General features: G+C 71.6%; 27 protein-coding genes and 1 tRNA gene. 18 read left to right on the top strand and 10 right to left on the bottom strand.

What is annotated here, in order from left to right; genetic code table 11:
* Positions 1 to 306, top strand: coding sequence for a hypothetical protein (locus AQJ66_RS12340; RefSeq protein ID WP_061920233.1), 306 nt, complete (start codon positions 1 to 3; stop codon positions 304 to 306).
* A gap of 281 nt (positions 307 to 587) precedes the next feature.
* Here AQJ66_RS12340 and AQJ66_RS12335 read toward each other — a convergent pair whose 3' ends face one another.
* A complete protein-coding gene (locus AQJ66_RS12335) occupies positions 588 to 1,364 on the bottom strand; it encodes a potassium channel family protein (protein ID WP_061920116.1) in 777 nt (258 codons plus the stop codon).
* An 80-nt stretch (positions 1,365 to 1,444) separates the two neighbouring features.
* A complete protein-coding gene (gene aceE, locus AQJ66_RS12330; RefSeq protein ID WP_061920114.1) occupies positions 1,445 to 4,192 on the bottom strand; it encodes a pyruvate dehydrogenase (acetyl-transferring), homodimeric type in 2,748 nt (915 codons plus the stop codon).
* Between the two features lie 407 nt (positions 4,193 to 4,599).
* On the opposite strand from aceE, the gene AQJ66_RS12325 reads away from it, so the two are divergent.
* From AQJ66_RS12325 to AQJ66_RS12295, 7 genes are all read left to right on the top strand, one after another.
* The gene (locus tag AQJ66_RS12325) at positions 4,600 to 5,037 is read left to right on the top strand and encodes a DUF3052 domain-containing protein (protein WP_061920112.1); all 438 of its coding nucleotides are present in this window, start codon (positions 4,600 to 4,602) and stop codon (positions 5,035 to 5,037) included.
* 144 nt (positions 5,038 to 5,181) lie between these two features.
* Positions 5,182 to 5,640: a peroxiredoxin gene (locus AQJ66_RS12320; protein ID WP_061920110.1), complete on the top strand. Its 459-nt coding sequence runs from the start codon at positions 5,182 to 5,184 to the stop codon at positions 5,638 to 5,640.
* Positions 5,641 to 5,754: 114 nt separating this feature from the next.
* Positions 5,755 to 6,330: a calcium homeostasis/redox stress adaptation protein gene (locus AQJ66_RS12315; RefSeq protein WP_061920108.1), complete on the top strand. Its 576-nt coding sequence runs from the start codon at positions 5,755 to 5,757 to the stop codon at positions 6,328 to 6,330.
* Between the two features lie 98 nt (positions 6,331 to 6,428).
* The gene (locus tag AQJ66_RS12310; protein WP_061920105.1) at positions 6,429 to 7,007 is read left to right on the top strand and encodes a TerD family protein; all 579 of its coding nucleotides are present in this window, start codon (positions 6,429 to 6,431) and stop codon (positions 7,005 to 7,007) included.
* A 97-nt stretch (positions 7,008 to 7,104) separates the two neighbouring features.
* Positions 7,105 to 7,284: a hypothetical protein gene (locus tag AQJ66_RS12305; protein WP_061920232.1), complete on the top strand. Its 180-nt coding sequence runs from the start codon at positions 7,105 to 7,107 to the stop codon at positions 7,282 to 7,284.
* Positions 7,285 to 7,429: 145 nt separating this feature from the next.
* A complete protein-coding gene (locus AQJ66_RS12300; protein ID WP_061920104.1) occupies positions 7,430 to 8,569 on the top strand; it encodes a DUF475 domain-containing protein in 1,140 nt (379 codons plus the stop codon).
* Between the two features lie 143 nt (positions 8,570 to 8,712).
* Positions 8,713 to 9,447, top strand: coding sequence for a TerD family protein (locus AQJ66_RS12295; RefSeq protein WP_061920102.1), 735 nt, complete (start codon positions 8,713 to 8,715; stop codon positions 9,445 to 9,447).
* A gap of 61 nt (positions 9,448 to 9,508) precedes the next feature.
* On the opposite strand, the gene AQJ66_RS12290 is transcribed toward AQJ66_RS12295, so the two are convergent.
* Positions 9,509 to 10,288, bottom strand: coding sequence for a TerD family protein (locus AQJ66_RS12290; RefSeq protein ID WP_061920100.1), 780 nt, complete (start codon positions 10,286 to 10,288; stop codon positions 9,509 to 9,511).
* 179 nt (positions 10,289 to 10,467) lie between these two features.
* On the opposite strand from AQJ66_RS12290, the gene AQJ66_RS12285 reads away from it, so the two are divergent.
* Genes AQJ66_RS12285 through AQJ66_RS12275 form a run of 3 tightly spaced genes read left to right on the top strand, consistent with a single transcriptional unit; the run spans position 10,468 to position 14,955 of the window.
* Positions 10,468 to 11,634, top strand: a complete 1,167-nt coding sequence (locus tag AQJ66_RS12285; RefSeq protein WP_061920098.1) for an HpcH/HpaI aldolase/citrate lyase family protein — start codon at positions 10,468 to 10,470, stop codon at positions 11,632 to 11,634.
* A gap of 22 nt (positions 11,635 to 11,656) precedes the next feature.
* Complete coding sequence (locus tag AQJ66_RS12280) at positions 11,657 to 14,134, top strand: phosphoribosyltransferase (protein WP_061920096.1); 2,478 nt, start codon at positions 11,657 to 11,659, stop codon at positions 14,132 to 14,134.
* Positions 14,134 to 14,955: an HAD family hydrolase gene (locus tag AQJ66_RS12275; protein ID WP_061920095.1), complete on the top strand. Its 822-nt coding sequence runs from the start codon at positions 14,134 to 14,136 to the stop codon at positions 14,953 to 14,955. Before AQJ66_RS12280 ends, AQJ66_RS12275 begins: the two co-directional genes overlap by 1 nt.
* 50 nt (positions 14,956 to 15,005) lie before the next feature.
* Here the strand turns inward: AQJ66_RS12275 and AQJ66_RS37175 are convergent, their stop codons facing one another.
* From AQJ66_RS37175 to AQJ66_RS12265, 3 genes are all read right to left on the bottom strand, one after another.
* On the bottom strand, positions 15,006 to 15,227 hold the full coding sequence (locus tag AQJ66_RS37175) for an FmdB family zinc ribbon protein (protein ID WP_079060195.1): 222 nt from the start codon (positions 15,225 to 15,227) through the stop codon (positions 15,006 to 15,008).
* A 9-nt stretch (positions 15,228 to 15,236) separates the two neighbouring features.
* Positions 15,237 to 15,842 (bottom strand): DUF4383 domain-containing protein, encoded by a 606-nt coding sequence (locus AQJ66_RS12270; RefSeq protein ID WP_079060189.1) that lies wholly within the window; start codon positions 15,840 to 15,842, stop codon positions 15,237 to 15,239.
* A gap of 123 nt (positions 15,843 to 15,965) precedes the next feature.
* Positions 15,966 to 17,366, bottom strand: a complete 1,401-nt coding sequence (locus AQJ66_RS12265) for a hypothetical protein (RefSeq protein WP_061920093.1) — start codon at positions 17,364 to 17,366, stop codon at positions 15,966 to 15,968.
* 174 nt (positions 17,367 to 17,540) lie between these two features.
* Here AQJ66_RS12265 and AQJ66_RS12260 point away from each other — a divergent pair.
* Positions 17,541 to 17,615 (top strand) — tRNA-Val (locus AQJ66_RS12260).
* Positions 17,616 to 17,695: 80 nt separating this feature from the next.
* On the opposite strand, the gene AQJ66_RS12255 is transcribed toward AQJ66_RS12260, so the two are convergent.
* Together AQJ66_RS12255 and AQJ66_RS12250 are read right to left on the bottom strand one after the other, a co-directional pair.
* Entirely contained in the window at positions 17,696 to 18,034 is a 339-nt protein-coding gene (locus tag AQJ66_RS12255; protein WP_061920091.1) for a hypothetical protein, read from the bottom strand.
* A 51-nt stretch (positions 18,035 to 18,085) separates the two neighbouring features.
* The gene (locus AQJ66_RS12250) at positions 18,086 to 19,234 is read right to left on the bottom strand and encodes a ketopantoate reductase family protein (RefSeq protein WP_341849410.1); all 1,149 of its coding nucleotides are present in this window, start codon (positions 19,232 to 19,234) and stop codon (positions 18,086 to 18,088) included.
* A gap of 94 nt (positions 19,235 to 19,328) precedes the next feature.
* Here AQJ66_RS12250 and AQJ66_RS12240 point away from each other — a divergent pair, with 94 nt between their 5' ends.
* From AQJ66_RS12240 to AQJ66_RS12225, 4 genes are all read left to right on the top strand, one after another.
* Entirely contained in the window at positions 19,329 to 19,598 is a 270-nt protein-coding gene (locus tag AQJ66_RS12240; protein ID WP_061920086.1) for a DUF2277 domain-containing protein, read from the top strand.
* 2 nt (positions 19,599 to 19,600) lie between these two features.
* A complete protein-coding gene (locus AQJ66_RS12235) occupies positions 19,601 to 20,170 on the top strand; it encodes a GNAT family N-acetyltransferase (RefSeq protein WP_425264275.1) in 570 nt (189 codons plus the stop codon).
* A gap of 285 nt (positions 20,171 to 20,455) precedes the next feature.
* Entirely contained in the window at positions 20,456 to 20,911 is a 456-nt protein-coding gene (locus AQJ66_RS12230) for a DoxX family protein (protein ID WP_061920084.1), read from the top strand.
* A gap of 141 nt (positions 20,912 to 21,052) precedes the next feature.
* Complete coding sequence (locus tag AQJ66_RS12225; protein ID WP_107118919.1) at positions 21,053 to 21,697, top strand: DedA family protein; 645 nt, start codon at positions 21,053 to 21,055, stop codon at positions 21,695 to 21,697.
* A 99-nt stretch (positions 21,698 to 21,796) separates the two neighbouring features.
* Here the strand turns inward: AQJ66_RS12225 and AQJ66_RS12220 are convergent, their stop codons facing one another.
* A complete protein-coding gene (locus AQJ66_RS12220) occupies positions 21,797 to 22,441 on the bottom strand; it encodes an HNH endonuclease family protein (RefSeq protein WP_061920081.1) in 645 nt (214 codons plus the stop codon).
* A gap of 375 nt (positions 22,442 to 22,816) precedes the next feature.
* On the opposite strand from AQJ66_RS12220, the gene AQJ66_RS12215 reads away from it, so the two are divergent.
* A complete protein-coding gene (locus AQJ66_RS12215) occupies positions 22,817 to 23,398 on the top strand; it encodes a TMEM165/GDT1 family protein (RefSeq protein WP_061920079.1) in 582 nt (193 codons plus the stop codon).
* Positions 23,399 to 23,626: 228 nt separating this feature from the next.
* Entirely contained in the window at positions 23,627 to 24,283 is a 657-nt protein-coding gene (locus tag AQJ66_RS12210; RefSeq protein WP_061920077.1) for an HAD-IA family hydrolase, read from the top strand.
* Positions 24,284 to 24,312: 29 nt separating this feature from the next.
* Here the strand turns inward: AQJ66_RS12210 and AQJ66_RS12205 are convergent, their stop codons facing one another.
* Entirely contained in the window at positions 24,313 to 25,218 is a 906-nt protein-coding gene (locus AQJ66_RS12205; RefSeq protein ID WP_061920075.1) for a peptidoglycan-binding domain-containing protein, read from the bottom strand.
* Between the last annotated feature and the right edge of the window lies 1 nt (position 25,219).

The following is a 25,219-nucleotide window of genomic DNA, read 5'->3' as shown; positions in this document are numbered from 1 at the left end:
ATGGCAGCCTTCGGGAACGGAACGCGCGGGTACCCCCGGTCACGCGGCCGGACGTGGCAACGGACCGGGCCGGACCGTGCGACGCTCGGCATCATCGGCACCATCTGTGCCGTGGCCGGTTTCTTCGCGCTGGGCATCGTGCTGGGCCCGGTGGCGATGTTCTGCGGCTGGCAGTCCATGGGCCGCAAGTGGTCCTCCGACCACAGCATCCCGGCCCTCGTGGCACTGGTCCTGGGCGCGATCGACACCCTGCTGTCCCTCATCGCCCTGGCCGGAGCGGCCACTTGGGGCCACGGCCTGCTCTGACCGAGCAGGCGCTGGCCGCGACGACGCGGCAGGCGACGCGAGCAGCGCCCACGAGCGCTGCTCGCGCACCCCGTTCCGGACGCCCGCATGATCCCCTCCGGCCCCCGGACGCTGCTCACCGGGCGCTCACATCACCCACCCGGGGGCGCGGGGAACTGCGCGACCGGCCCCCACGGCCCGCGGTCGAGAACGGACCGTCGGACCGGGTGCTGCCCGCGCAGCGAACCGCCCCCACGGCCAGTCGGCCGAAGACGGCCGGACCCGCGTGAAGCCCGCGCGGCTCAGTCAGCCGACAACGAACCGCCGGCCCCGGTTCCTGCTCGCGCGGCGGCCTCCGGCGCCGCCAGCCGCGCCACCTCGGCCCGCAGCAGGCGGACCTCCTCCGTCAGGGCCGCGATCGCCTCCGTCTGGCGCCGCTCCTCCACGTCGTCCTTCTCGAACCGCGAGATGAACCACGCCGCGATGTTCGCGGTCACCACACCCAGCAGCGCGATCCCGGACAGCATCAGCCCGACCGCGATCATCCGCCCCAGCCCCGTCGTCGGCGCGTGGTCCCCGTACCCCACGGTCGTCATCGTGGTGAACGACCACCACACCGCGTCACCCAGCGTCCGGATGTTCCCGTGCGGCGACTCCCGCTCCACCGACAGCACCGCCAGCGACCCGAACATCAGCAGCCCGATCACCGCCCCCACGACGTACGTGGTCAGCCGGATCTGCGGAGCCATCCGCGCCCGCCGTCCCACCAGCAGCAGTGTCGAGACCAGCCGCAGCAGCCGCAGCGGCTGCAGCACCGGCAGCAGCACCGCGCACAGGTCGGGCCAGTGCGTCCGCACGAACTCCTTGCGCCCGGTCGTCAGGGCCAGCCGTATGAGGTAGTCCACCGCGAACGACCCCCACACCACCCACTCCACCACCGTGCACAGCTCCGTCAGCGAGTACCCGGCGGAATCGTCCACGATCGGCACGGCGTACGCGACGGCGAACGCCACGGCCAGGGCCAGCAGGGGCCGTTGCGTCCGCTGTTCCCACCGCGCCTGTGCCGACTGTCGCTTCATGCCCGCATCGTAAAGAAAACGTAAGGGCGGTGGAGACTCGAACTCCACCGCCCCTACGTCACGTCACCGGCCGCGCGGCGTCAGGCGTCGCCGCCCGCCACTCCCGGATCCGCCGCCGAGACGTCCAGCAGCCGGTACCGGTCGATGGCCTGCTTCAGCACCGACCGGTCGATCTTGCCTGCCCGCGCCAGCTCCGTCAGCACCGCGACCACGATCGACTGCGCGTCGATGTGGAAGAAGCGGCGCGCCGCGCCCCGGGTGTCGGCGAAGCCGAAGCCGTCCGCGCCCAGCGACTGGTAGGTGCCCGGCACCCACCGCGCGATCTGGTCCGGCACCGACCGCATCCAGTCGGACACCGCCACGAACGGCCCCTCGGCACCGCTCAGCTTCCGCGTCACGTACGGAACCCGCTCCTCCTCCTCGGGATGCAGCAGGTTGTGCTCCTCGCAGGCCACGGCCTCGCGCCGCAGCTCGTTCCAGGAGGTCGCCGACCACACGTCGGCCCGGACGTCCCACTCCTCGGCCAGGATCCGCTGCGCCTCCAGCGCCCACGGCACCGCGACACCCGACGCCATGATCTGCGCCGGGATCGAGCCGCCCGTGCCCTCGCCGATCCGGTGGATGCCCTTGAGGATGCCCTCGACGTCCACGTTCGCCGGCTCGGCCGGGTGCCGGATGGGCTCGTTGTAGACGGTGAGGTAGTAGAAGACGTCCTCGCCGTGCGGGTGCTCGGCGTCCCCGCCGTACATGCGCCGCAGGCCGTCCTGGACGATGTGCGCGATCTCGTAGGCGTACGCCGGGTCGTACGCCACGCACGCCGGGTTGGTCGAGGCGAGCAGCTGCGAGTGCCCGTCGGCGTGCTGCAGCCCCTCACCGGTCAGGGTCGTGCGTCCGGCGGTCGCACCCAGCACGAAGCCGCGTGCCAGCTGGTCGGCCATCTGCCAGAACTGGTCACCCGTGCGCTGGAAACCGAACATCGAGTAGAAGACGTACACCGGGATCAGCGGCTCGCCGTGCGTGGCGTACGCCGAGCCGGCCGCGATCAGCGACGCCGTGCAGCCTGCCTCGGAGATGCCGTCGTGCAGCATCTGCCCGGTCGGCGACTCCTTGTAGGCGAGCAGCAGCTCCCGGTCCACGGACTCGTACTGCTGGCCCAGCGGGTTGTAGATCTTCGCGCTCGGGAAGAAGGAGTCCATGCCGAACGTGCGGTACTCGTCCGGCGCGATCAGCACGAACCGCTTGCCGATCTCCTTGTCCCGCATGAGGTCCTTGAGCAGGCGCACAAAGGCCATGGTCGTCGCGATGGACTGCTGGCCCGTGCCCTTCTTCACGGTCGCGTACGTCTTGTCGTCCGGCAGCGGCAGCGGCTGCGAGCGCACCACGCGCGTCGGGACGTACCCGCCGCACTTCGTGCGCTGGTCGTGCATGTACTGGATCTCCTCCGAGTTCCGGCCCGGGTGGTAGTACGGCGGCGCGCCGGACTCCAGCTCCTTGTCGGAGATCGGCAGGTGCAGCCGGTCGCGGAAGCGCTTGAGGTCGTCGACCGTCAGCTTCTTCATCTGGTGCGTGGCGTTGCGGCCCTCGAAGTTCGGGCCCAGCGTCCATCCCTTGACCGTCTTGGCCAGGATGACCGTCGGCTGGCCCTTGTGCTCCACGGCCGCCTTGAACGCCGCGTAGATCTTGCGGTGGTCGTGACCGCCGCGGCCCAGCATCAGGATCTGGTGGTCGGTCATGTTCTCGACCATGGCGCGCAGCCGGTGGTCGTCGCCGAAGAAGTGCTCGCGGATGTACGCGCCGGTCTCCGTCGCGTACGTCTGGAACTGGCCGTCCGGCGTGGTGTTCATCTTGTTGACCAGCACGCCGTCGCGGTCCTGGGCGAGCAGCGGGTCCCAGGAGCGGTCCCAGATCAGCTTGATCACGTTCCAGCCGGCGCCCCGGAAGACCGACTCCAGCTCCTGGATGATCTTGCCGTTGCCGCGCACCGGGCCGTCCAGGCGCTGCAGGTTGCAGTTGACCACGAAGGTCAGGTTGTCCAGACCCTCACGGGCGGCGATGGACAGCTGGCCCAGCGACTCCGGCTCGTCCATCTCGCCGTCGCCGAGGAAGGCCCACACGTGCGACTTGGAGGTGTCGGCGATGCCGCGCGCCTCCATGTAGCGGTTCATCCGCGCCTGGAAGATCGCGCCGAGCGGGCCGAGGCCCATGGAGACGGTCGGGAACTCCCAGAAGTCGGGCATGGAGCGCGGGTGCGGGTAGCTGGACAGCCCGTCCGGGTACTTCGACTTCTCCTGCCGGAAGCCGTCCAGCTGACCCTCGGTGAGCCGGTCGAGCAGGTACGCGCGGGCGTAGATGCCCGGCGAGGCGTGGCCCTGGAAGAAGACCTGGTCGCCGCCGTCGCCCTCGTCCTTGCCGCGGAAGAAGTGGTTGAAGCCCACGTCGTACAGGGAGGCGGAGGAGGCGAAGGTGGCGATGTGCCCGCCGACGCCGATGCCGGGGCGCTGTGCGCGCGAGACCATCACGGCCGCGTTCCAGCGGGTGGCGTTGAGGATCCTGCGCTCGATCTCCTCGTTGCCGGGGAAGAACGGTTCGGCGCGGGTGGGGATCGTGTTGACGTAGTCCGTGCTGCGCATCTCGGGCACGGCCACGCGCTTCTCGCGGGCGCGCTCGATCAGGCGCAGCATGAGGTAGCGGGCCCGCTCCCGGCCGCGCTCGTCCACCGCGGCGTCGAGGGAGTCGAGCCACTCCTGGGTCTCTTCGGGATCGAAGTCAGGAACCTGACTCGGAAGGCCGCCAATGATGATCGGGTTGCGATCTGATCCGGAAGCCACGCTGTTCCTTACCTGTCAGAGGGCCACTTTTTTACTCGTGCCTACACCGTTCCCCATCGTGTACCTCGGGAAGACGTACGTCATCTCTACCGCGGGGTAACCGCCGTACAGGACCGGTCAAAAGGCAACGATACGCCCGGGGTGTGACACGGTTTGCAAAGTTGTTCGAGAGGCGCAAGGGTGGGTGATTCCGAACCGCGCAAAGCGGGCACATCGGTGTGGTGTGGGTCACGATGAATCGGGATACGGTGCCAGGAGTTGCGACGACACGGCCGGGATCGTCACCGTTTCGGCGGTCTGGACGGCCGGGTACTTGCGCGATCGGTCCCGCCCGTGTGGACTACGGCCAATGCTTCGCGCACGCGCGTGGCTGAGATACTCATCAAGACATGATCAGGAGGCAACCCGTGAGCGCGACCGCGGACCACGCGGAGGAGCGGACGAACCCTGCCGCCAGGCTGGGGTTCCAGCCCGGGCAGGTGGTCCAGGAGATCGGCTACGACGAGGACGTCGATCAGGAGCTTCGCGAGGCCATCGAGGAAGCCGTCGAGGGCGACCTGATGGACGAGGAATACGACGACGTGGCCGACGCCGTTGTGCTGTGGTTCCGGGACGAGGACGGTGACCTCACGGATGCGCTGGTGGACGCCACCACGTACATCGAAGAGGGCGGCGCCATCCTGCTCCTGACGCCGAAGACCGGCCGTTCGGGGTACGTGGAGCCGAGCGACATCTCGGAAGCCGCGACGACCGCCGGCCTGACCGCGTCCAAGAGCGTCAGCGTCGGCAAGGACTGGAGCGGGAGCCGGCTGGCGACGCCCAAGGCGGCCAAGTCGAAGAGGTGACCGACGCCGGGCTGGGCCGAACCGGCCCAGCCCGGCCACCCGTAGGCCCCTCGGTGATCACTGCGTAGGGTGGGACCCGGCGCCGGCCGTGCCCGGCGTCAGCTGTGCCCTCACCCGAACAGCCCACCGAAGGGAAGCACGACGATGGCGATCCAGGTCGGCGACAAGGCGCCCGACTTCGAGCTCAAGGACAACCACGGCCGCAGCGTGAAGCTCTCCGAGTTCCGCGGCGAGAAGAACGTGGTGCTGCTCTTCTACCCCTTCGCCTTCACCGGCGTGTGCACCGGCGAGCTGTGCGAGCTGCGCGACAACCTGCCGTCGTTCAGCGACCGCGACACCCAGCTGCTCGCCGTCTCCAACGACTCCATCCACACCCTGCGCGTCTTCGCCGAGCAGGAGGGTCTGGAGTACCCGCTGCTCTCCGACTTCTGGCCGCACGGCAACGTCTCGCGCGCGTACGGCGTCTTCGACGAGGACAAGGGCTGCGCCGTCCGGGGCACCTTCATCATCGACAAGGAGGGCGTCGTGCGGTGGACCGTGATCAACGGCCTGCCGGACGCACGTGACCTGAACGACTACGTGAAGGCGCTCGACACCCTCTGATCCTTCGGGTCTCAGGTCTGCGGTGGGCGGGAACCCGTCACTAGGATCGGCACGTTGATCCCATATCCGAAGAACGACGGGGCTCCCCGCCCCCGAACACCACATGGAGGACCCGTGGGAGTCAGCCTCAGCAAGGGCGGCAACGTATCGCTGACGAAGGAGGCCCCGGGCCTGACCGCCGTCATCGTCGGCCTGGGGTGGGACGTGCGCACCACGACCGGCACCGACTTCGACCTCGACGCCAGCGCGCTGCTGCTGAACAACTCCGGCAAGGTCGCCAGCGACCAGCACTTCGTCTTCTTCAACAACCTCAAGAGCCCCGACGGCTCCGTGGAGCACACCGGCGACAACATCACCGGTGAGGGAGAGGGCGACGACGAGCAGATCAAGATCAACCTGGCCGGCGTCCCGGCCGACATCGAGAAGATCGTCTTCCCGGTGTCGATCTACGACGCCGAGAACCGCCAGCAGTCCTTCGGCCAGGTCCGCAACGCGTTCATCCGCGTCGTGAACCAGGCGGGCGAGCAGGAGATCGCGCGCTACGACCTGAGCGAGGACGCCTCCACCGAGACCGCCATGGTCTTCGGCGAGCTCTACCGGCACGGCGCGGAGTGGAAGTTCCGCGCCATCGGCCAGGGCTACGCCTCGGGCCTGCGCGGCATCGCGCAGGACTTCGGCGTCAACGTCTGACGCCGACGGACCGCACCTCCGGCGCCGCACCCCGTACGGGTGCGGCGCCGGACGCGCAGGACACACCAGGGAAGCATCACCAGGGGAGGACCACCATCATGGGCGTCACGCTCGCCAAGGGAGGCAACGTCTCCCTCTCCAAGGCCGCACCCAATCTCACCAACGTCATGATCGGGCTCGGCTGGGACGCCCGCTCCACCACCGGCGCCCCCTTCGACCTGGACGCCAGCGCCCTGCTGTGCGGCGCAGGGAACCGGGTCCTCGGCGACGAGTGGTTCGTCTTCTACAACCAGCTCACCAGCCCCGACGGCTCGGTCGAGCACACCGGCGACAACCTCACCGGCGAGGGCGAGGGCGACGACGAGTCCATCCTGATCGACCTCACCAAGGTCCCGGACCGGTGCGAGAAGATCATCTTCCCCGTCTCCATCCACCTGGCCGACGAGCGCGGCCAGACCTTCGGCCAGGTCTCCAACGCCTTCATCCGCGTCGTCAACCAGGCCGACGGCCAGGAACTGGCCCGCTACGACCTCAGCGAGGACGCCAGCACCGAAACGGCCATGATCTTCGGCGAGCTCTACCGCTACCAGGGCGAGTGGAAGTTCCGCGCCGTGGGGCAGGGGTACGCGTCGGGGCTGCGGGGCATCGCCCTGGATTTCGGAGTCAACGTCTCCTGAGCCCGGACACGGCGCGTGCGGAGGGCCTTCGCCCGCCATGGCCCAACCGGGCTGGGACCCTGGCAGGTCGCCGCCTTCGGACGAACGGAGTGTGCTCGTGAAACGGGAACCCGGACAGCCGCCGCTACGACTCGACCCCGCACACTCCGCGCTGGTGTACTGCGCCGTACTGGTCGCCGGCGTGGTTCTGATCGTTTCCGGGCGGGCCGACCCCGTCGAGGCCTCCGGGTTCACCCCTCCCTTCCTCGTGATCTTCGAGGGAGTCAAGGGGCGCTGACGGTGTGAGGCGGGGACCTGCGGCAATGTGACGGAGGTCCCCTCGACGCCGCCGGCGGCCGAGGCTGCCTCTAGACTCGTGGTCAACGTTTCGTAAAGCTGAGTACGGCACGGGGGAGACCCGTACCAACACGATGGGGTAGCCAGTGCTTCTCAAAACCTTCGGCTGGTCGTTCGCGATTACCGCGCTCGGTCTGGTCGCGGCGGCGTTCTACGGGGGGTGGACCGCCTTCGGCATCGTGGCGATCCTCGCCGTCCTGGAGATCTCGCTGTCCTTCGACAACGCGGTCGTCAACGCCGGAATCCTGAAGAAGATGAACGCCTTCTGGCAGAAGATCTTCCTCACGGTCGGCGTCCTGATCGCGGTCTTCGGCATGCGGCTGGTCTTCCCCGTCGTCATCGTCGCGATCAGCGCCAAGATGGGCCCGATCGAGGCCGTCGACCTCGCCCTGAACAACAAGCACCGCTATCAGGAGCTGGTCACCGACGCCCACCCGGCCATCGCCGCCTTCGGCGGCATGTTCCTGCTGATGATCTTCCTCGACTTCATCTTCGAGGACCGGGACATCCAGTGGCTGCGCTGGATCGAGCGGCCCCTGGCCAAGCTCGGCAAGGTCGACATGCTGTCGGTCTGCATCTCCCTGATCGTCCTGCTCATCACCTCCTTCACCTTCGCCACCCACGCCCACCAGCACGGCGGCGGACACGCCGACAAGGCCCAGACCGTCCTGATCGCCGGCATCGCGGGCCTGATCACCTACATGATCGTCGGCGGACTCTCCGGCTACTTCGAGGACAAGCTCGAGGAAGAGGAGGAGCGCGAGCACGAGGAGGAGGAAGAGGCCGCCCGCACGGGCAAGAAGAAGTCGGCGGTCGTCCTGGCCGGCCAGGCCGCGTTCTTCATGTTCCTCTACCTCGAGGTCCTGGACGCCTCCTTCTCCTTCGACGGCGTCATCGGCGCCTTCGCCATCACCAACGACATCGTGCTGATGGCCCTCGGCCTCGGCATCGGCGCCATGTACGTCCGATCGCTGACCGTGTACCTGGTCCGCCAGGGCACCCTCGACGACTACGTCTACCTGGAGCACGGCGCCCACTACGCCATCGGCGCGCTGGCCGTGATCCTCATGGTCACCATCCAGTACGAGATCAACGAGGTCGTCACCGGCCTCGTCGGCGTCATCCTGATCGCCTGGTCCTTCTGGTCCTCCGTCCGCCGCAACCGCGCCCTGGCCGCCGCCGGCGAGGGCTCCGACGAGAAGGCCGAGGTCTCCACCACGGTCTGACACCCCCTGGCACGCCCCCTACGGGCAAGATCAGGGACGCGGCGGGGTGTGGTGCCCCGCCAGGTGAGGAACGCTCTGTTCGGGGCGGCCGACACGGTCGGCCGCCCCGACGGCGTCGCGGACAGTGGGACCTGGGGGCGGGAATGGGATTCTTCGACGGACTACGGGGCGGCCGTGCCGCCGACTTCGACTCCGGCAGCGCGAGCACGGCGATCGAACTGACCAAGAGGCACCAGCAGGTCTCGCTGACCAAGCAGGACGCGGCCACGGGCCACCTGCGCGTCAACCTCACCTGGCGGATGCGTACCTCCGACTTCGACGGCAACCAGCGCACCAGCCTCTTCCGGCACCCCTTCAAGGCGCTCAAACCGCCGGAGGTGCTCGGACACGGGCAGAGCATGGTCAACGTCGACCTCGACCTCGGCTGCCTGTACGAACTGGCCGACGGCACCAAGGGCGTCGTCCAGCCGCTCGGCGGCTACCTCGGCGACGTCAACGCACCGCCGTACATCAAGCTCAGCGGCGACGACCGGTTCGGATCGGCCTCCGGCGAGACGATGTACGTCAACCTCGACCACCGCGACGCGATCAAGCGGCTGCTGGTGTTCGTGTACATCTACGACCAGACCCCCGCCTTTGACCGCACGCACGCGATCGTGACCCTCTACCCCAGCAACGGGCCCCGCATCGAGATAGGCCTGGACGAGCGGCACCCGCAGGCCCGCTCGTGCGCGGTCGTGATGATCGAGAACGTGAAGGGGGAACTGGTCGTCCGGCGCGAGGTGAAGTTCGTGTACGGCTTCCAGGGCGAGCTGGACCGGCTGTACGGATGGGGCCTGACCTGGGGCCGCGGCTACAAGTCGAAGGCCGACCGGTAGCCCGGCCCGGGGGCTCTCGTCGGGATCACGCCGGGCTCGCGCCTGATCCAGACGAAAGACCCTAGCGCCCGATGAACTGCGGCCCCTGCGGCGGCAGCCGGAAGTCCGGGTCGGCCGCCGTCAGCACCGGCTGCGGGTAGCCGTAGCCGGGCTGCGGATAGCCGTACGCCGGACGCTGCGGCGACGACGCCGGCTGCGGATAGCCGTACGCCGGGCCCGGGACCGCCGTCGGCAGCTCGGGCGGCAGCGGCTGCGACGTCGTCTCCGCCGGCGCCGGGCGCGGCTCCTCCTGGGCCTCCGACTCGTCCACCGAGATGCCGAAGTCCGTGGCCAGACCCTTCAGCCCGTTGGAATAGCCCTCGCCCAGAGCACGGAACTTCCAGCCCTCCCCGCGCCGGTACAGCTCGCCGCAGATCAGCGCCGTCTCCGCACCCGTCTCCGGCTTGATCTCGAACCGCGCCAGCGGCTCCCCGCCGGCCGCCGAGGCGTCGTACAGCAGGATGCACAGCGCCGGGACACGGTCGAAGGGGATCCCGTCCGCCGACGCGACCAGCAGGACGCGGCCGACCCCCGGTTCCACGCCGGACAGGTCCGACTGGATCGTGTCGGTCAGCCCCTCGGCGACCCGCTTCTTGCCCAGCCGCCACACCGAGCCCGAGGGGTGACGGGGCTGGTTGTAGAAGACGAAGTCCTCGTCGGAGCGCACACGGCCGTCCGGCCCCAGCAGCAGCGCCGAGGCGTCCACGTCCGGAACACCCTGTCCGGGCGTCCAGCGCAGCACGGCGCGCACCGTGGTGGCGTCCAGCGGGACGTTCGACCCCTTCACCATCGCGTGCGTCATGCCGTCATCCTGCCTTCTCGGTCCTGGCCACGACAATGCGGGGTGTGCTGTCCGTCGTCACGGGCGAGTTACCGGGAATTCATGCCCAGGGGGGAACTTCCGACAGGGATACCTACGTACTATTACCGGCCACCCTTTACCGAATCCACAGGCTCGACATGCGCCCTGTAAGGAGTCCTATGCGTCATTTCGGGCACCTCGCCCCCGAGGTGCGGCAGCGCCTCTTCCACCAGGAGCCGTGCGCGTTCACCGCCGACTCCCCGGCCCGGCTGCTCTCCGCCGCCCTCGGCGCCACGCTGTACAGCCCGGCCACCCGGCCGCGGCTCGCCGACGACATCCTCAAGCAGGCGAGCTCCGGCGTGGTCTCGATGGTGCTGTGCCTGGAGGACTCCATCGACGACGCGGACGTCGCGGCCGGCGAGGAGAACCTCGTCCGCCAGTTCGCCGACCTCGCCGCCCGCCCCGGCGCGGAACCGCCCCTGCTCTTCATCCGGGTGCGCGCCCCCCAGCAGATCCCCGACCTCGTCCGCCGCCTCGGCCCCTGCGTACGGCTCCTGTCCGGCTTCGTGCTGCCCAAGTTCACCGAGGAACGCGGCCTGCCGTTCCTGGAGGCCCTCGCCGCCGCCGAGACGGCCAGCGGACGCCGGCTGTTCGCCATGCCGGTCCTCGAGTCACCCGAGCTGCTCTACCGCGAGTCCCGCGTCGACACCCTGGAGGGCATCGCCCGCGCGGTCGACAAGTTCCGCGACCGGGTGCTCGCCCTGCGCCTCGGCGTCACCGACTTCTGCTCCTCCTACGGCCTGCGCCGGGCCCCCGACATGACCGCCTACGACGTCCAGATCGTCGCCTCCGTCATCGCCGACGTGGTCAACATGCTGGGCCGCGCCGACGGCACCGGGTTCACCGTCACCGGGCCCGTCTGGGAGTACTTCCGCGCACCCGAACGCATGTTCAAGCCGCAGCTGCGCCAGAGCCCCTTCCTGGAGGTGCAGGCCGTCGAACTGCGCGAAAAGCTCATCGAGCACGCCATGGACGGACTGCTGCGCGAGATCTCCCTGGACCAGGCCAACGGCCTGCTCGGCAAGACCTGCATCCACCCCTCCCACGTCCTGCCCGTGCACGCCCTGTCCGTGGTCAGCCACGAGGAGTTCAGCGACGCCCAGGACATCCTGCGGCCGGAACGCGGCGGCGGGGGTGTACTCAGGTCGGCCTACACCAACAAGATGAACGAAGTGAAGCCGCACCGCGCCTGGGCCGAGCGGACCCTGCTGCGCGCCGAGGTGTTCGGCGTGGCGGGCGAGGACGTCGGCTTCGTGGAACTGCTCGCCGCCGGCATACCCGCCTGACCCTCCCAACAGCAAGGAACGCATGAACAACGCAGTCAACGACGGGGTCTGGTCCGGCACCTGGGTCACCGAACGACTCGGTGTCGAACTCCAGGGCGACGACGGCCTGCGGACCCTGCTCGGGCTCGCGCTGCGCCGCAACCCCAAGCGGGCCCACCTGCTGGTCTCCCACGTGCTCGGCAAGCACGTACCCCAGTCGCCGTCCGTGGTCTACGGCCACGGCGTCCGGCTGGGCCGCCGGGTCCGCGCCCTGCTCGGCGACACCGAGGCCGCCTCGGCGGTCGTCCTCGGCTACGCGGAGACCGCCACCGGCCTCGGCCACGCGGTCGCCGACGGCCTCGGCCTCGCCCCCTACCTGCACTCCACCCGCCGCCCCGTCGCCGGCGTCACCCGCGCGGGCGGCTTCGAGGAGTCCCACTCCCACGCCACCTCCCACCTCCTGCTCCCCGAGGACCCCGCCCTGCTGGCGGGCAGCGGCCCCCTGGTCCTGGTCGACGACGAGTTCTCCACCGGCAACACCGTCCTCAACACCATCCGCGACCTGCACGCACGCCACCCGCGCCGGCGCTACGCCGTGGTCGCCCTCGTCGACATGCGCTCACCCGAGGACACCGCGCGCCTCCAGCGGTTCGCGGACGGCATCGGCGCCCGGGTCGACGTGATCGCCGCCGCGACCGGCACCGTACGGCTGCCCGAGGGAGTGCTGGAGAAGGGGCAGGAACTGGTCGCGCGGCACGAGTCCGCCGAACCCGCCCCCACCGCGACCGGCGCGCCCCCGACCGGCCCGAGCGTCCCCCGCGGGCGAATACGCCGCGTGGACCTGCACTGGCCCCGCGGCCTCCCCGACGGCGGCCGGCACGGGTTCACGCCCGCCCACCGCACCCGCCTCGAAGCCGCCCTCCCGGCCATGACCGCCCGCCTCGCCGAGCACCTGCCCGCCGACGCCCGGCGCGTCCTCGTCCTCGGCTTCGAGGAACTGATGTACGCCCCACTGCGGCTCGCCCGCGAACTGGAACAGCTCACCGACGCCGACGTGCGCTTCTCCACCACCACCCGCTCACCCGTCCTCGCCGTCGACGACCCCGGCTACGCCATCCGCACCCGCCTGGTCTTCCCCGCCCACGACGAGCCCGCCGACGGCCCCGGCGAGCGCTACGCCTACAACGTCGCCGGCGCCGGCTTCGACGCCGTCGTCGCGGTCGTCGACACCGCCGCCGACACCCCCGCCCTGCACGCCCCCGACGGCCTGCTCGCCCGCCTCGCCGACCACATCCCGCACGTCCTGCTCGCCGTCGTCCCCTCCCACGTCCCCCAGCCCCCCAGCTCCCCCGAAAGGCCGGCCATGCTGCCCGAGCCCCTCCGCGGCCCCGCCTTCTCGTCGTACGCGCCCGAGGAGGTCGGCTGGCTGCTCCAGGACCTCTCGGACGTGACCCTGGAGGCACCGACCGAGGAGCGCGAGGAGGCCATCCAGAGCGGCGGCGCCCACTACGCCGAGTCCCTCCCCGTCGAGTACCAGCCCAGCGAGCAGTACCAGGAGCTGTTCCAGACGGCCCTGGACGCCTCGGCCGGCCGGCTCGCCCAGGCCGTCGGCGTCGTCACCGAGACCGTCCTCACCGAGCGGTCACCCCGCCCCGTCCTCGTCTCCCTCGCCCGCGCGGGCACCCCGGTCGGTGTCCTCATGCGCCGCTGGGCCCGGTTCCGGCACGGCCTGGACCTGCCGCACTACGCCGTCTCCATCGTCCGCGGCCGCGGCATCGACGCCACCGCCCTGCGCTGGCTCGCCGCCCATCACGACCCCCGGGACGTCGTCTTCGTCGACGGCTGGACCGGCAAGGGCGCGATCACCCGCGAACTCGCCGAAGCGATCGAGGAGTTCGAGACCACGGAGGGCACCAGCGGCTTCGACCCGGAGATCGCCGTCCTCGCCGACCCCGGCTCCTGCGTGCGCACCTACGGCACCCGCGAGGACTTCCTCATCCCCTCCGCCTGCCTCAACTCCACGGTCTCCGGCCTGATCTCCCGCACCGTGCTGCGCGCCGACCTGGTCGGCCCGGACGACTTCCACGGCGCCAAGTTCTACCGCGAACTCGCCGGCGCCGACGTCTCCACGGCCTTCCTCGACGCCGTCTCCGCCCGCTTCCCGGAGGTCGCCGACACCGTCGACGCGGCGGCCAAGGAGCTGATGACCGAGGACCGCACCCCCACCTGGGAGGGCTGGCGGGCCGTCGAACGCATCAGCGAGGAGTACGGCATCCACGACGTGAACCTCGTCAAGCCCGGCGTCGGCGAGACCACCCGGGTCCTGCTGCGCCGGGTACCGTGGAAGATCCTCGCGCGGGCCGGCGCCGGAGCCGACCTCGACCACGTCCGGCTGCTCGCCCGGCAGAGAGGAGTACCGGTGGAGGAGGTCGGCGACCTGCCGTACAGCTGCGTCGGGCTGATCCACCCCAAGTACACGCGCGGCGCCACCGGCGCCGACGGCAAGGCGGTGAACGTCTGATGCCGGTACTGGTGGCGAGCGACCTCGACCGCACGCTGATCTACTCCGCCGCGGCCCTGGCCCTGACCATGCCCGACCCGCGCGCACCCCGGCTGCTGTGCGTCGAGGTGCACGAGAGCAGGCCGCTCTCCTACATGACCGAGACCGCCGCCCAGCTGCTGACCGACCTCGGCGACGCGGCCGTCTTCGTGCCCACCACGACCCGCACCCGCAAGCAGTACCAGCGCATCAACCTGCCCGGCCCGCAGCCCGCCTACGCGATCTGCGCCAACGGCGGCCACCTGCTGGTCGACGGCGCCACCGACCAGGACTGGAACGCCGCGGTACGCGCCCGGCTCGCCGACGAGTGCGCCCCGCTGGAGGAGGTCCGCGACCACCTGACCCGCACCGCCGACCCCGTCTGGGTGCGCAAGCAGCGCATCGCCGAGGACCTGTTCGCCTACCTCGTCGTGGAGCGGGAGCTGCTGCCGGAGGAGTGGGTCAAGGAGCTCGCGGTCTGGGCGGAGAACCGCGGCTGGACCGTCTCGCTGCAGGGCCGCAAGATCTACGCCGTGCCGCAGCCGCTCACCAAGAGCGCGGCGGTACGGGAGGTCGCCCGGCGCACCGGCGCGGAACTCACCCTCGCGGCCGGCGACTCACTCCTCGACGCCGACCTCCTGCTCGCCGCCGACCGGGGCTGGCGCCCCGGCCACGGCGAACTGGCCGACACCGACTGGACCGCCCCTGCGATCACCGCACTCCCGGAACGCGGCGTGCTGGCCGGTGAGCGGATCACCCGGGAGTTCCTCCGGGCGATCCGCGGGCCGGGTCAACGGGCGTAGGCGAACGAGTGTGGGCCAACATCCGTTGACCCACGCTCACCGTCGCCCGGTCAGCCGCAGCAACCCCCGCCGCAGCAGCCGCCCCCGCCTCCGCGAGGAGCCGGAGCCGGTGCGGCGGCGGACGACGTGCCGCCCACGGCCACCGTGGACAGCAGCTTCACCGTGTCGTCATGGCCCGCAGGGCAGGCGGCGGGAGCGGCGGACTCGGCCATCGGCCGGCTCAGTTCGAAGGTGTCGCCGCAGGTACGGCAGCGGTACTCGTAGCGAGGCATGGGCACAGACTAACCGCCACCCGGCCCGGACCGGCGCTCCTCCTTCCCGCCGGGCAGCGGCATCGTCACCGGCGGCGTGCCGGTCTCGTGCTCACGCCCCGGAGGCTCGGTGACCGAATCGGGATGCCGGGCCCGGTAGTACGGATTGTCGTGCGGCAACGTCGAGCCGACCCGGCCGTACATGCCGAACGTCATCAGCAGCAGGCCCACGATGAAGCTGAAGAACACGTTCTGGATCTTGAACGCCAGGAAGTTGTAGTCGCTGCCCAGCAGCCCCAGGGTCAGGAAGCCGTTCAGCAGGAACAGCACCCCGAACACCATGTTCAGCGTGGACGCCACGTTCCCGCCGATCACCATGCCGACGAGCAGGATCCCCCCGACGACGATCGACAGCACACTCAGCGTGCCGTTGGTGTTCAGCCCCGCGACCCGGTCACCGCCGGTGCTGAAGAAACCGATCTGGTCGATCACCCCGAGAATGCCGAAGGCGACGAGAAAGCCGCCGATCAGGCCCGCACCGATCCGGTAGACCGTGTTCAGCCGGTGGTCAACGGGGAGCTGCTCCTCGAAGCTGATCCGCCGCGGCGGCCTCGTGTGGACAGGGTGTGTGGCCATAACCGCCTCCTCGGGCGCTAGCGGAGGCCATCCGTCCATCCCAATATCCGCCTGCCCGTCCCGGACCGCCAGCACACACGGCCCGGCCACCGGCCCGGCCCGGCCCGTGGCCCAGGCCCCGGCTCAGTGGCCGGCGCCGCCCCCGCGCTCCTCGCGGATCTGCGCCACCACCCGGGCCGTGGTCCGCCGCACCGCGTCCGCCTCGGTCAGGAAGTGCCAGTAGTCCGGATGCCGGCCCTCCAGCGTGCCGATCGCCCGCTCCAGCCGGGCCACCGCGTCGTCCAGCGGCCGCGCATGCCGCGGATCCGGCGTCGTACGCCCCGTCATCGCCAGCCGCTGCGCGTCCCGGATCGCGAACCGGGTCCGCTCGATCTCCCCCTGCGGATCCTTCTGCACGGCGTTCAGCCGCTGCAGGCGGTCACCGGCGGCCGAGACCGCCTCGTCGGTGGTGTTCAGCAGAGCCCGCACCGTCGACAGCAGCGAGGTGGCGTCCGGCCAGCGCTGGGCCTCCCGGGCCGCCTGCGCCTCGCGCAGCTTCAGCTCGGCCTGCCGCACGTTCTCCGCCGCCTGCGCGGGCACCTGCTGCAGGTCCTGCCAGCAGGCGGCCGCGAACCTGCGCCGCAGCTCGCTCAGCACCGGATCGACCTGACCCGCCCGCGTGGTCAGCGCCTGCGCACGGGTGCGCAGACTCACCAGCCGGTGGTCGATCTCCGCCGCCTTCTCCGGCAGCCGCTCCGCCTCGGCCCGGATCGCGGCGGCCTCCCGCTGCACCCGCTCGGCCCGCTCCAGCGTCTGCGCCACCCCGTGCCGCCCCGCGCCCTCGTTCAGCCTCGTCAGCTCGGGCGAGAGCGCGGCGAGCCGGGCGGCGAGGTCGTCGGCCCGCAAACCCTTCCCGCGTACGGCGTCGAGTGCGTTGCTCGCACCCAGCAGCGCCTGCCGGGCCCGCTCGACGGCGGGGGCCAGCCGGGCGAGCTGGGTCTCGGCCTTGCCGAGCAGCGGCCCCAGCCCCTCGCCGAAACGGTCCAGCTCCTGCTTGACCCGCACCAGTTCGTCCTTGGCCGCGGTCAGCTCACCCCGCGCCCGCACGGCCGTCGCGGCCTCCAGGTCGTCCCGGTCGAGGTCATGGGCGTCGACGGCCTGGATGTACCGCCGGCTCGCCTCGTCGATGCGCCGGCCCAGCGCCTCGAAGTCGGACACGGCCCGCCGGGCGGCGGGGGAGTCGTCCACGGCCGTGATCGTCTCGACCGAGATCCGCAGGTCCCGCTGGGCGGTGTCGAGCTCGTAGAACGCGGCCGCGGCCGCGTCCTTGGCGGCCTGCGCCTCGGCCCGCTGACTCTCCGCCCGCCCCCCGAACCACCGCCGGGTCCCCCCACCGGCGAACGCACCGGGCACCACGAGCACGGCCAGCACGGGCAGGCTCACCAGGGCGAGGGTGTCCCGCAGCGCCCAGGCCGTCCCCCGGCCCCGGGAGTCCGACGGCGTCGGGTACGGCTGCGTCGATGGCGTGCCCGGTGTCGCCGTCACATCCCTCTCCCGTGCTGTGATCCGCGCTGGCTGGTGACATTGTCCCACCCGTTGAAGACGAACACACGAGCCGGTCAGTTCGCGGTCCGCTCGCGAAATCGATCCGTGGCCGTGACGTCGTGAAACGGGTTTGCGGCGCACCGGCCGCGGCAAGGTAGGCTGTCGACTCGTCCCGGGTGCGTAGCTCAGTGGTAGAGCGCCTGCCTTACAAGCAGGATGTCGGCGGTTCGAAACCGTCCGCGCCCACCAGTGCAGGACACGATCGAGGCCCAGGCCCGCGGGTGAGTTACGACCCTCAGGCCCGGGCCTCGTTCTCGTTCTCGTTCTCCTCAGTCTCCCGGCGACTCCTCGTGCGCGTGCTTCAGGCGGCTGCGGGCGTCGATGCGGTCGGAGCCGGTGAGGTCCGACCAGTAGCGGTGCGTGCTGACGAACACCGCGAGTTCGTGCTCCCGCCGGCGCAGCTTCTCCACCTGGGCCTGTTCGTCCTCCGTCCACCCCGGCGACGCGGGGCGCTCGATCTTGCGCCACCCGTTGTCGTCGCTGAAGCCGTCCAGCGGCTCGACCGACCAGGGGAGCCGCTTCAGCAGGGCCGAAAGCTCGGCCCGGACCTGATGCAGCTCCTCCTGACCGGCGAGCAGGTCACTCGGAAAGTCATAGGTCGTAGCCACGCGGCAATGCTACGCCTGTTCGAATTTGAGTTTCGAGGTCGTTCCCGAGGTTCAGTCGAACGAGTGGCCGGATGCCGGGAGTCCGGCGTCCCGCAGCTCCCGTACCAGCCGGGCGGTCACCGGGACCGGTACGCCGTGCCGGTCGGCCGCGCGCAGCAACGCCCCGCCGATCGCGTCGAGTTCCAGCGGGCGCCCCGCCTCCGCGTCGCGCTGCATGGAGGACTTGGCGGTGGGTGGGAAGGCGTCGTACCGGGCGAGGGCCTGGGCGGGGTCCGCGGGGGCGCCGCAGGCGCGGCTCACCGCGGCGGTCTCGGCGACCAGGGACTCCAGTTCCTCCCGGTGCCTGGTGCGGGCCTCGCCGAGGGGGAGGGCGTAGCGGGTGGTGAGCAGGGCGAAGGGGGCGAGGAACGCCATCTTGGCCCACAGGGCCGCCGCTTCGTCCCCGAGCACGCGGGTGGTCACGCCGGCGGCGGTGAGAACGGAGGCCAGGGCGTCCAGGCGGGGGCCGGGAGCCGTGGCGCCCGTGAGGTCCACCTCCACGAAGTCGCTGCCGTGTTCGATCACGCCCGGAGCCACCCGGGCCGACTCCACCCGGATCACGGCGGGGGCCACCCGGTCGCCGCGGTAGCGGGCGCGCAGGGCCGCGGGGTGCTCGACGCCGTTCAGCAGCGGTACGACGAGGGCGTCGCCGAGGGCGGTGGGCGGGACGCGGGTGAGGGCGGCGTCCAGGCTGGTGTGCTTGACGGCGATCAGGCAGGCGTCGACGGGTTCCCGCAGTTCGGTGTCCGCCTCCACGGCGGCCGTGAACGCGCCGAACCGGCGGCTGCGGACCCGGATCCCGGAGTCGCGCAGGGTGTCGGCCGTGGCCTCGCCGGCCAGGCAGATGACGCGGTGCCCGGAGCGGGAGAGCAGGGCGGCGAGGAGGCCGCCGGTACCGCCGGGGCCGAGCACGGCCACGGTCGACCTCGGCGCGACGGTCGCAGGGGTTGTTCCGGCCGTCCGGAGACCCTTCGCGGTGTCCGCCGTGTCCGCCGTGTCCGCCGTGTCCGCCGCCTCTGCCGCCTTCGCCGTGCCCGCCGCGTCCGGCGACTTGGGCACGTCCGCCGTCCTGGTCGTGGCCGCCGTATCCGTCTTATCCGTCGAGTTCGTCGTGTGCGTCGTGTGCGTCGTGTGCGTCGTGTGCGTCGTGTGCGTCGTCATGAGGGTGCTCCTCTCGTCGGTCGGCCCCGCAAGCCGGTGGCCGCCTTCGGCGTGATCCTCCCAGGGGCGCCCCGCCGCGCGGGAGACTGGGGGCATGTGCCGGAGTATCAAGACGCTGCGCCCGCCCGTGCTGCCCGGTGAGGCCACCGAGGACGACATTCGCGCCGCCGCGCTGCAGTACGTACGGAAGGTGTCGGGCTTCCGCGCGCCCGCCGCGCACAATCAGGAGGTCTTCGACCGCGCCGTGCAGGCCGTGACGGAGGCCACCGCGGAACTGCTCGGCGGCCTGGAGGTGCGGGGGCGGTCCGGGCGCGGCGCGGGGCAGGGGAGTGCGGTGGACGGCGCGGCCGTGGAGGCCCGGTGACCGTGTCGGGGGGTGCCGGGCGGCTGCCGGTCTCGCTGGACGTGGCCGCCGGCGCCTCGGGTCCCGCGCTGCTGCTGCGGCCGTGGGGCCCTGCGGACGCCGGTGCGCTGGTCGAGGCGTACCGGGACGACGCCCTGCGCCGCTGGACGAGTGCGGTCGTGGCGGACGACGCGGACGCGGTCCGGTGGCTCGGGGAGCAGCGGCGCGGGTGGGAGACGGGCCGCCGGTTCGCCTTCGCCGTGGTGGAGGCCGGTGCGGCGGCGCCGGTGCTGGGGCATGTGGTCCTCAGGCGGCCCGAGGGTGTCTCCGGCGCCGAGGTCGGTTACTGGACCGTGGCCGCGGCGCGCGGCCGGGGCGTGGCGTCCCGGGCGCCGGCGGTGCTGTCCGACCGGGGTTTCGCGGCCTTCGGTGACGCGGGGCCGGACCGGCTCGAGTTGGTGCACCAGGTGGACAACGCGGCCTCCTGCCGGGTCGCGCACAAGTGCGGGTACGCCTTGGCCGGGGTGCTGCCCCCGGCGCCGCCGGCCCATCCGCCGGCCGGGCATGTGCACGTGCGGGAGCGCCGGGTCTGAGGGGTGGGACCCGTGGGGTGGGAGCGGTCCCACGCCAAGTGCCGATTCGGTCAGATTTTCGGGTGGGGGTGCGGGAGGACGGGCCGTTCCGGGTGTGATCATCGTCGCGTCAAGGTTGTGACCATGACAAAAAGCATGGCCCGATGTTGAACTTGCAAGCATTGCGTGCGGGGCATCAGTCTGGACTCTCGTTCGGTACCGCCGCCCCCACATACCGGCCCGGTGTCCCCCTCGTCCGGCAAGCCCGGACGGCCGGCCGGTCCGACACCGAAGTGGAGACCCCCCATGTCTGCACGCCTCAACTCCGCTCAGCCGTACGTGATAGGGCTTTTCCGCATCGTCGCCGGCCTGCTCTTCGCCGTGCACGGCGCCGCCTCGCTCTTCGGCGTCCTCGGCGGAGCCGTAGGCACCGACGGCGGCACCATCCCGGCCGGCCACTGGCCCAACTGGTACGCGGCCGTGATCCAGCTGGTCGCCGGAGCCTTCGTCCTGCTCGGCCTCGGCACCCGGGGCGCCGCGCTGATCGCGTCGGGCTCGATGGCGTTCGCGTACTTCGACGTCCACCAGCAGCACGCCCTGTGGCCGATCCAGAACGGCGGCGAGCCGGCGGTCCTGTTCTGCTGGGCGTTCTTCCTGCTCGTCTTCACCGGCTCCGGCGCCTTCGGCCTGGACCGGCTGGTCTCCCGGCGCACGGCGGCCGCGCCCGAGCCGGCCGCGGAGCAGCGCCCCGTGGCGGCCTGAGCGGCCCCGGGGCACGGCACGGCGACGGCGCCCTTTCCTCCGTCCGGCGGAGGGAAGGGCGCCGTCGCGTCTGTGTGGAGGTGACCTTTTGATCACATCAGCCCCCTGCGGCCCTTCTGTCACACCTCCCGCGTACGCTGTATGGCTGTCATCGGGGGAGCAACGGGAGTCGTCGTGTGGGAGAGCGTGGGGTCACTGGCCGCCGTGCCATGGATCTATGCCATGGTGGCCCTGTCGGTGCTGCTCGACGTGTTCGTGCCCGTGCTGCCGAGCGGTGTACTCGTCATCACGGCGGCCACCGCGGCGGCCGCCGGCTCCGGTGCGGCGGCCGGACCGGTGCCGCACAACGTGCCCGACATCCTCGTCCTGACGCTCTCCGCCGCGACCGCCTCGGTCCTCGGCGACCTGGTGGCCTACCGGCTGGCCTGGCGGGGCGGTGAGCGCCTGGACCGCGCGATCGCCCGGTCCCGCAGGCTGACCGCCGCGCAGGAACGTCTCGGCGAGGCCCTCTCGCGGGGTGGCGGCGCGCTGGTGGTCCTGGCCCGGTTCGCTCCCGCCGGCCGCTCGGTCGTCTCCTTCTGCGCGGGCGCCGCCCACCGCCGCGCCCGGGACTTCGTGCCCTGGTCGGCGCTGGCGGGCCTGTCCTGGGCCGGCTACAGCGTCGCCCTCGGCTACTTCGGCGGGCGCTGGCTGGGCGCCAGCTGGCTGGCGGCGGGCGTGTCGGTGGCGGCCCTGTTCGGCGCGGGCGCCGCGGCGGGGTTCCTGGTGCGCCGGCGGCCCGCCTGAGGGCAGGGCCTCGGCGGCCGTGAAAAGGGCCCGCCCCCGCCCGGTCGCGGGCCGGCGCCCACGCGCGGGAAAGGGGGGCGGTGTGGTGCGGAGGCGGTGTCAGCAGCTCGCCAGGTAGTTCGTCAGCGCGGTCTTCTCCGCGGAGTCGACCGAGAGGCCGTAGTAGTACTTCACCTGCACCCAGGCGCGCACGTACGTGCAGCGGTACGCGGTGCGGGACGGCATCCAGGTGGCCGGGTCCTGGTCGCCCTTGGCCTGGTTGACGTTGTCGGTGACCGCGAGGAGCTGGGGGCGGGTGACGTCGTTGGCGAACGCCTGCCGCTGGGAGGTGGTCCACTTGCTCGCCCCGGAGTCCCAGGCCTCGGCGAGCGGGACGAGGTGGTCGATGTCGACGTCGGAGGCGGCGGTCCAGGTGGCGCCGTCGTACGGGGAGTACCAGCTGCCGCTGGTGGCGGCGCAGGCGGAGTCGGTGACGACGTTCGTGCCGTCCCGCTTCAGGATCCACTCGCGGGTGTTGCAGGTGCCCGAGATGGTGATCCAGGTCGGGAACAGGTCGCGGCTGTAGCCGGTGCGGTTCTCGGTGGCCACGGTGAGCTGGGAGAGGTAGCTGCGGGCGGTGGACGCGCTGACCGGCGTCGGAAGGGCGGCGGAGGCGGTGGGGGAGTTGAGGAGGGCGACGGAGGCTATGAGGCCGGTGAGCGCGGCGAGTATGCTCACCCGTCGACGCGCGTAGAACTTCGGCATGCGAACTCCCTTGTGGGGTGGGGGTGTTGGAGCGCGAGCGAAGGAATGCTCGCGGTGCCGCGTTGCGTGGAGGTGAGCGCTCGGTAAGAAAGTAGTGTCGTGTTCATGACACGACAAGGTTCACGGTCGAACTTTTCGTCGCGTACGATGGGCGGCGCAGAAGGGGAGTAGCTCTTCGCCGGACCGTCGACATACTGCTCAGCGAGCCTGAGCCGGCGCCCGGAGGCGGATCCCGTGCGGACCGCCCAGCGAGACCTTCGGCAAGCAGTGCACGTCCGTGCCCCCGGCGCGGACTTCCGAGTGTGCTGCCGTGCCGAGGTGTCTCCCATGAGGTCCAGCGCTCTCGGCGGGGCAGCCCCGACCGATTGAGGAACCTTGATCAGCATCACCGTGACGGCGCTCGTCTTCGGCGTCATCTTCCTCGCCGAACTGCCGGACAAGACCGCGCTCGCCGGCCTCGTCCTCGGCACCCGCTACCGCGCCTCGTACGTCTTCGCGGGCGTCGCCGCCGCCTTCCTGCTGCACGTCGTGCTCGCCGTCGCGGCCGGCAGTGCGCTGACCCTGCTCCCGCAGCGGCTCGTGCACGCGCTGACCGGTGTCCTCTTCCTCGGGGGCGCGGCGACGCTGCTGCTGAAGAAGCACGAGGACGACGAGGAGATCCGCCCGCCGGCCGACCAGTCCTTCTGGAAGGTCGCCGGCACGGGCTTCATGCTGATCCTCGTCGCCGAGTTCGGCGACCTCACGCAGATCATGACGGCCAACCTCGCCGCACGCTACGACGACCCGGTCTCCGTCGCGGTCGGCGCGGTGCTCGGACTGTGGGCGGTGGCCGGGCTCGGCATCGTGGGCGGCAAGGCCCTCATGCGGCGGGTGCCGCTGAAGCTGATCACGCGGATCGCGGCGCTGCTGATGCTGGCGCTCGGCGTGTGGAGCCTGTACGAGGCCGTGGCGGCCTGAGGCCCGCCGGGCCCCGCGCCGGGCCGGGCCGGACGGAGCCGTCCCGGGCTGAACGGCGCGTGAACCTTTCGTGCGGGTGGTGGCGGGATCCCGCGCGGTTTTGTACCGTGGTTGAACAAAGTGGCTCCCGCCCGTTTTCCCTGACCGGCGGGCGGGGCCGCCTTGTCCCCTTTCCCGCGCCCGGAGCCGCCCTCCCGCCTGTCCCGTCCCGCCCGTCTGGAGCTGCCGATGCCGGCCACCGTCCTCACTGCCCGCGCCCTCCTGCTCGACATGGACGGCACCCTCGTCGACTCGGACGCCGTGGTCGAGCGGATCTGGCGGCGCTGGGCCGAGCGGCACGGGCTGGACGGCGACGAGGTGATGAAGGTCGTCCACGGCCGGCAGGGGCACGCCTCGATGGCGATGCTGCTGCCCGGACGCCCGATGGCGCAGAAACACGCCGACAACGCGCGCATGCTGGCGGAGGAGACCGCCGACACGGACGGTGTGGTCGAGGTGCCCGGAGCGGCCGCCTTCCTCGCCTCCCTGCGCGGACTGCCGCACGCGCTCGTGACCTCCGCCGACGCCGCCCTGGCCGGCGCGCGCATGGCGGCCGCCGGGCTGCCGGTGCCCGGGGTGCGGATCACCGCGGAGTCGGTGGGCGCGAGCAAGCCCGACCCGGAGGGGTTCCTGAAGGGGGCCGCCGAACTGGGGGTCGACCCGGCGGACTGCGTGGTCTTCGAGGACTCCGGCGCGGGCATCGCGGCGGGGCGGGCCGCCGGGATGCGGGTGGTGGGAGTCGGAGCGCGCGCCGCTGCGCACGGGCCCGACGCCGTCGTACGGGACCTCACGCAGGTGAGGGTCGAGGCCCTGGACGGCCCCGGGATCCGGCTCCACCTGGGCTGAACGAGGGGGCGACGGACCGTCCCCGCCCCTTAAGGCTGTGACGTCTCCGCTTCCAGGCGGGCCCGGGTCGCCGGGCCGTAGACGCCGGGGTCGTCGCCCTGGATGCCGCGGGTCCACTGGTAGTTGCGTACGGCGTCCTCGACGGGGCGGGTGAAGACGCCGGTGACCTGGTCGCCGTAGAGCAGCAACTGCTTCAGGCGCAGCTGCAGTTCCGTGACCTCCGGGCCCTCGTCCCCGAGCCGGAGCACCGGGACGGTGGTGGGTCGCGCGTCCGCGGTGCGGGAGACCGTGGCGGAGGGGGTCGCCGAGGCCGGCCGGGACGCGCTCGGGGACGCCGTCGACGGCGACGGGTCGGCGGACGGGCTCGCGGACGTGGCCGCGGGCGCGGCGGGCACCGGACTGGCCGAGGGGGAGGGCGCCGGCGCGGACGGGGACGCGGTGCCGTGTGCCGCCGTCACGTCCGGGACGCTCTGCCGTATCTCCTCGGCAGTGTGGGCGTGCGAGGGCGTCCGGTACGAGAGCAGCCCGCCCGCGATACCGGCCGCGGCCACGACGGCGGCACCGGCACCGGCGACGGACAGCAGGAGCACGCGCCGGGACCGGCGGGGTGCCTCCTGCGGGGACACGTCATGCGCCTCCCCGGCCGGCGCAGGCACGGCAGAGGGGGCCGCGGACCCGCCGGGCTCGCCGACGGCCGTGACGCCGGGATGATCGACCGCGTCCCCTTCCGTCCCGTCCGCCCCCTCACCCGGCTCGCCGACCTCCACGTAGGGGCGTATCCGCAGCGGGTGGAAGTCCTCCGCCGCCGCTGCCCGGGCCGTGCGGGCCTGGCTCAGGGCTTCGGCGACGCGGCGGGTGCAGTCGCAGGACGGGGTGTTGTCCGACCCCCTCGGTGCCCCGCACTGCGGACAGGTGTGGCCCGTCGGTTCGCTCACG

Source organism: Streptomyces bungoensis, assembly GCF_001514215.1.
Classification (GTDB): Bacteria; Actinomycetota; Actinomycetes; order Streptomycetales; family Streptomycetaceae; genus Streptomyces; species Streptomyces bungoensis.
This window is presented reverse-complemented; position numbering and strand designations above follow the sequence as displayed.

Coding starts and splice junctions, on each gene's coding strand:
- AQJ66_RS12310 (WP_061920105.1), top strand. CDS start 6,429: ATGGGCGTCACGCTCGCCAAGGGAGGCAACGTCTCCCTCTCCAAGGCC.
- AQJ66_RS12280 (WP_061920096.1), top strand. CDS start 11,657: ATGAACAACGCAGTCAACGACGGGGTCTGGTCCGGCACCTGGGTCACC.
- AQJ66_RS12290 (WP_061920100.1), bottom strand. CDS start 10,288: ATGACGCACGCGATGGTGAAGGGGTCGAACGTCCCGCTGGACGCCACC.
- AQJ66_RS12340 (WP_061920233.1), top strand. CDS start 1: ATGGCAGCCTTCGGGAACGGAACGCGCGGGTACCCCCGGTCACGCGGC.
- AQJ66_RS12220 (WP_061920081.1), bottom strand. CDS start 22,441: ATGCCGAAGTTCTACGCGCGTCGACGGGTGAGCATACTCGCCGCGCTC.
- AQJ66_RS12230 (WP_061920084.1), top strand. CDS start 20,456: ATGTCTGCACGCCTCAACTCCGCTCAGCCGTACGTGATAGGGCTTTTC.
- AQJ66_RS12240 (WP_061920086.1), top strand. CDS start 19,329: ATGTGCCGGAGTATCAAGACGCTGCGCCCGCCCGTGCTGCCCGGTGAG.
- AQJ66_RS12225 (WP_107118919.1), top strand. CDS start 21,053: ATGGCTGTCATCGGGGGAGCAACGGGAGTCGTCGTGTGGGAGAGCGTG.
- AQJ66_RS12250 (WP_341849410.1), bottom strand. CDS start 19,234: ATGACGACGCACACGACGCACACGACGCACACGACGCACACGACGCAC.
- AQJ66_RS12210 (WP_061920077.1), top strand. CDS start 23,627: ATGCCGGCCACCGTCCTCACTGCCCGCGCCCTCCTGCTCGACATGGAC.
- AQJ66_RS12270 (WP_079060189.1), bottom strand. CDS start 15,842: ATGGCCACACACCCTGTCCACACGAGGCCGCCGCGGCGGATCAGCTTC.
- AQJ66_RS12320 (WP_061920110.1), top strand. CDS start 5,182: ATGGCGATCCAGGTCGGCGACAAGGCGCCCGACTTCGAGCTCAAGGAC.
- AQJ66_RS12275 (WP_061920095.1), top strand. CDS start 14,134: ATGCCGGTACTGGTGGCGAGCGACCTCGACCGCACGCTGATCTACTCC.
- AQJ66_RS12285 (WP_061920098.1), top strand. CDS start 10,468: ATGCGTCATTTCGGGCACCTCGCCCCCGAGGTGCGGCAGCGCCTCTTC.
- AQJ66_RS12335 (WP_061920116.1), bottom strand. CDS start 1,364: ATGAAGCGACAGTCGGCACAGGCGCGGTGGGAACAGCGGACGCAACGG.
- AQJ66_RS12295 (WP_061920102.1), top strand. CDS start 8,713: ATGGGATTCTTCGACGGACTACGGGGCGGCCGTGCCGCCGACTTCGAC.
- AQJ66_RS37175 (WP_079060195.1), bottom strand. CDS start 15,227: ATGCCTCGCTACGAGTACCGCTGCCGTACCTGCGGCGACACCTTCGAA.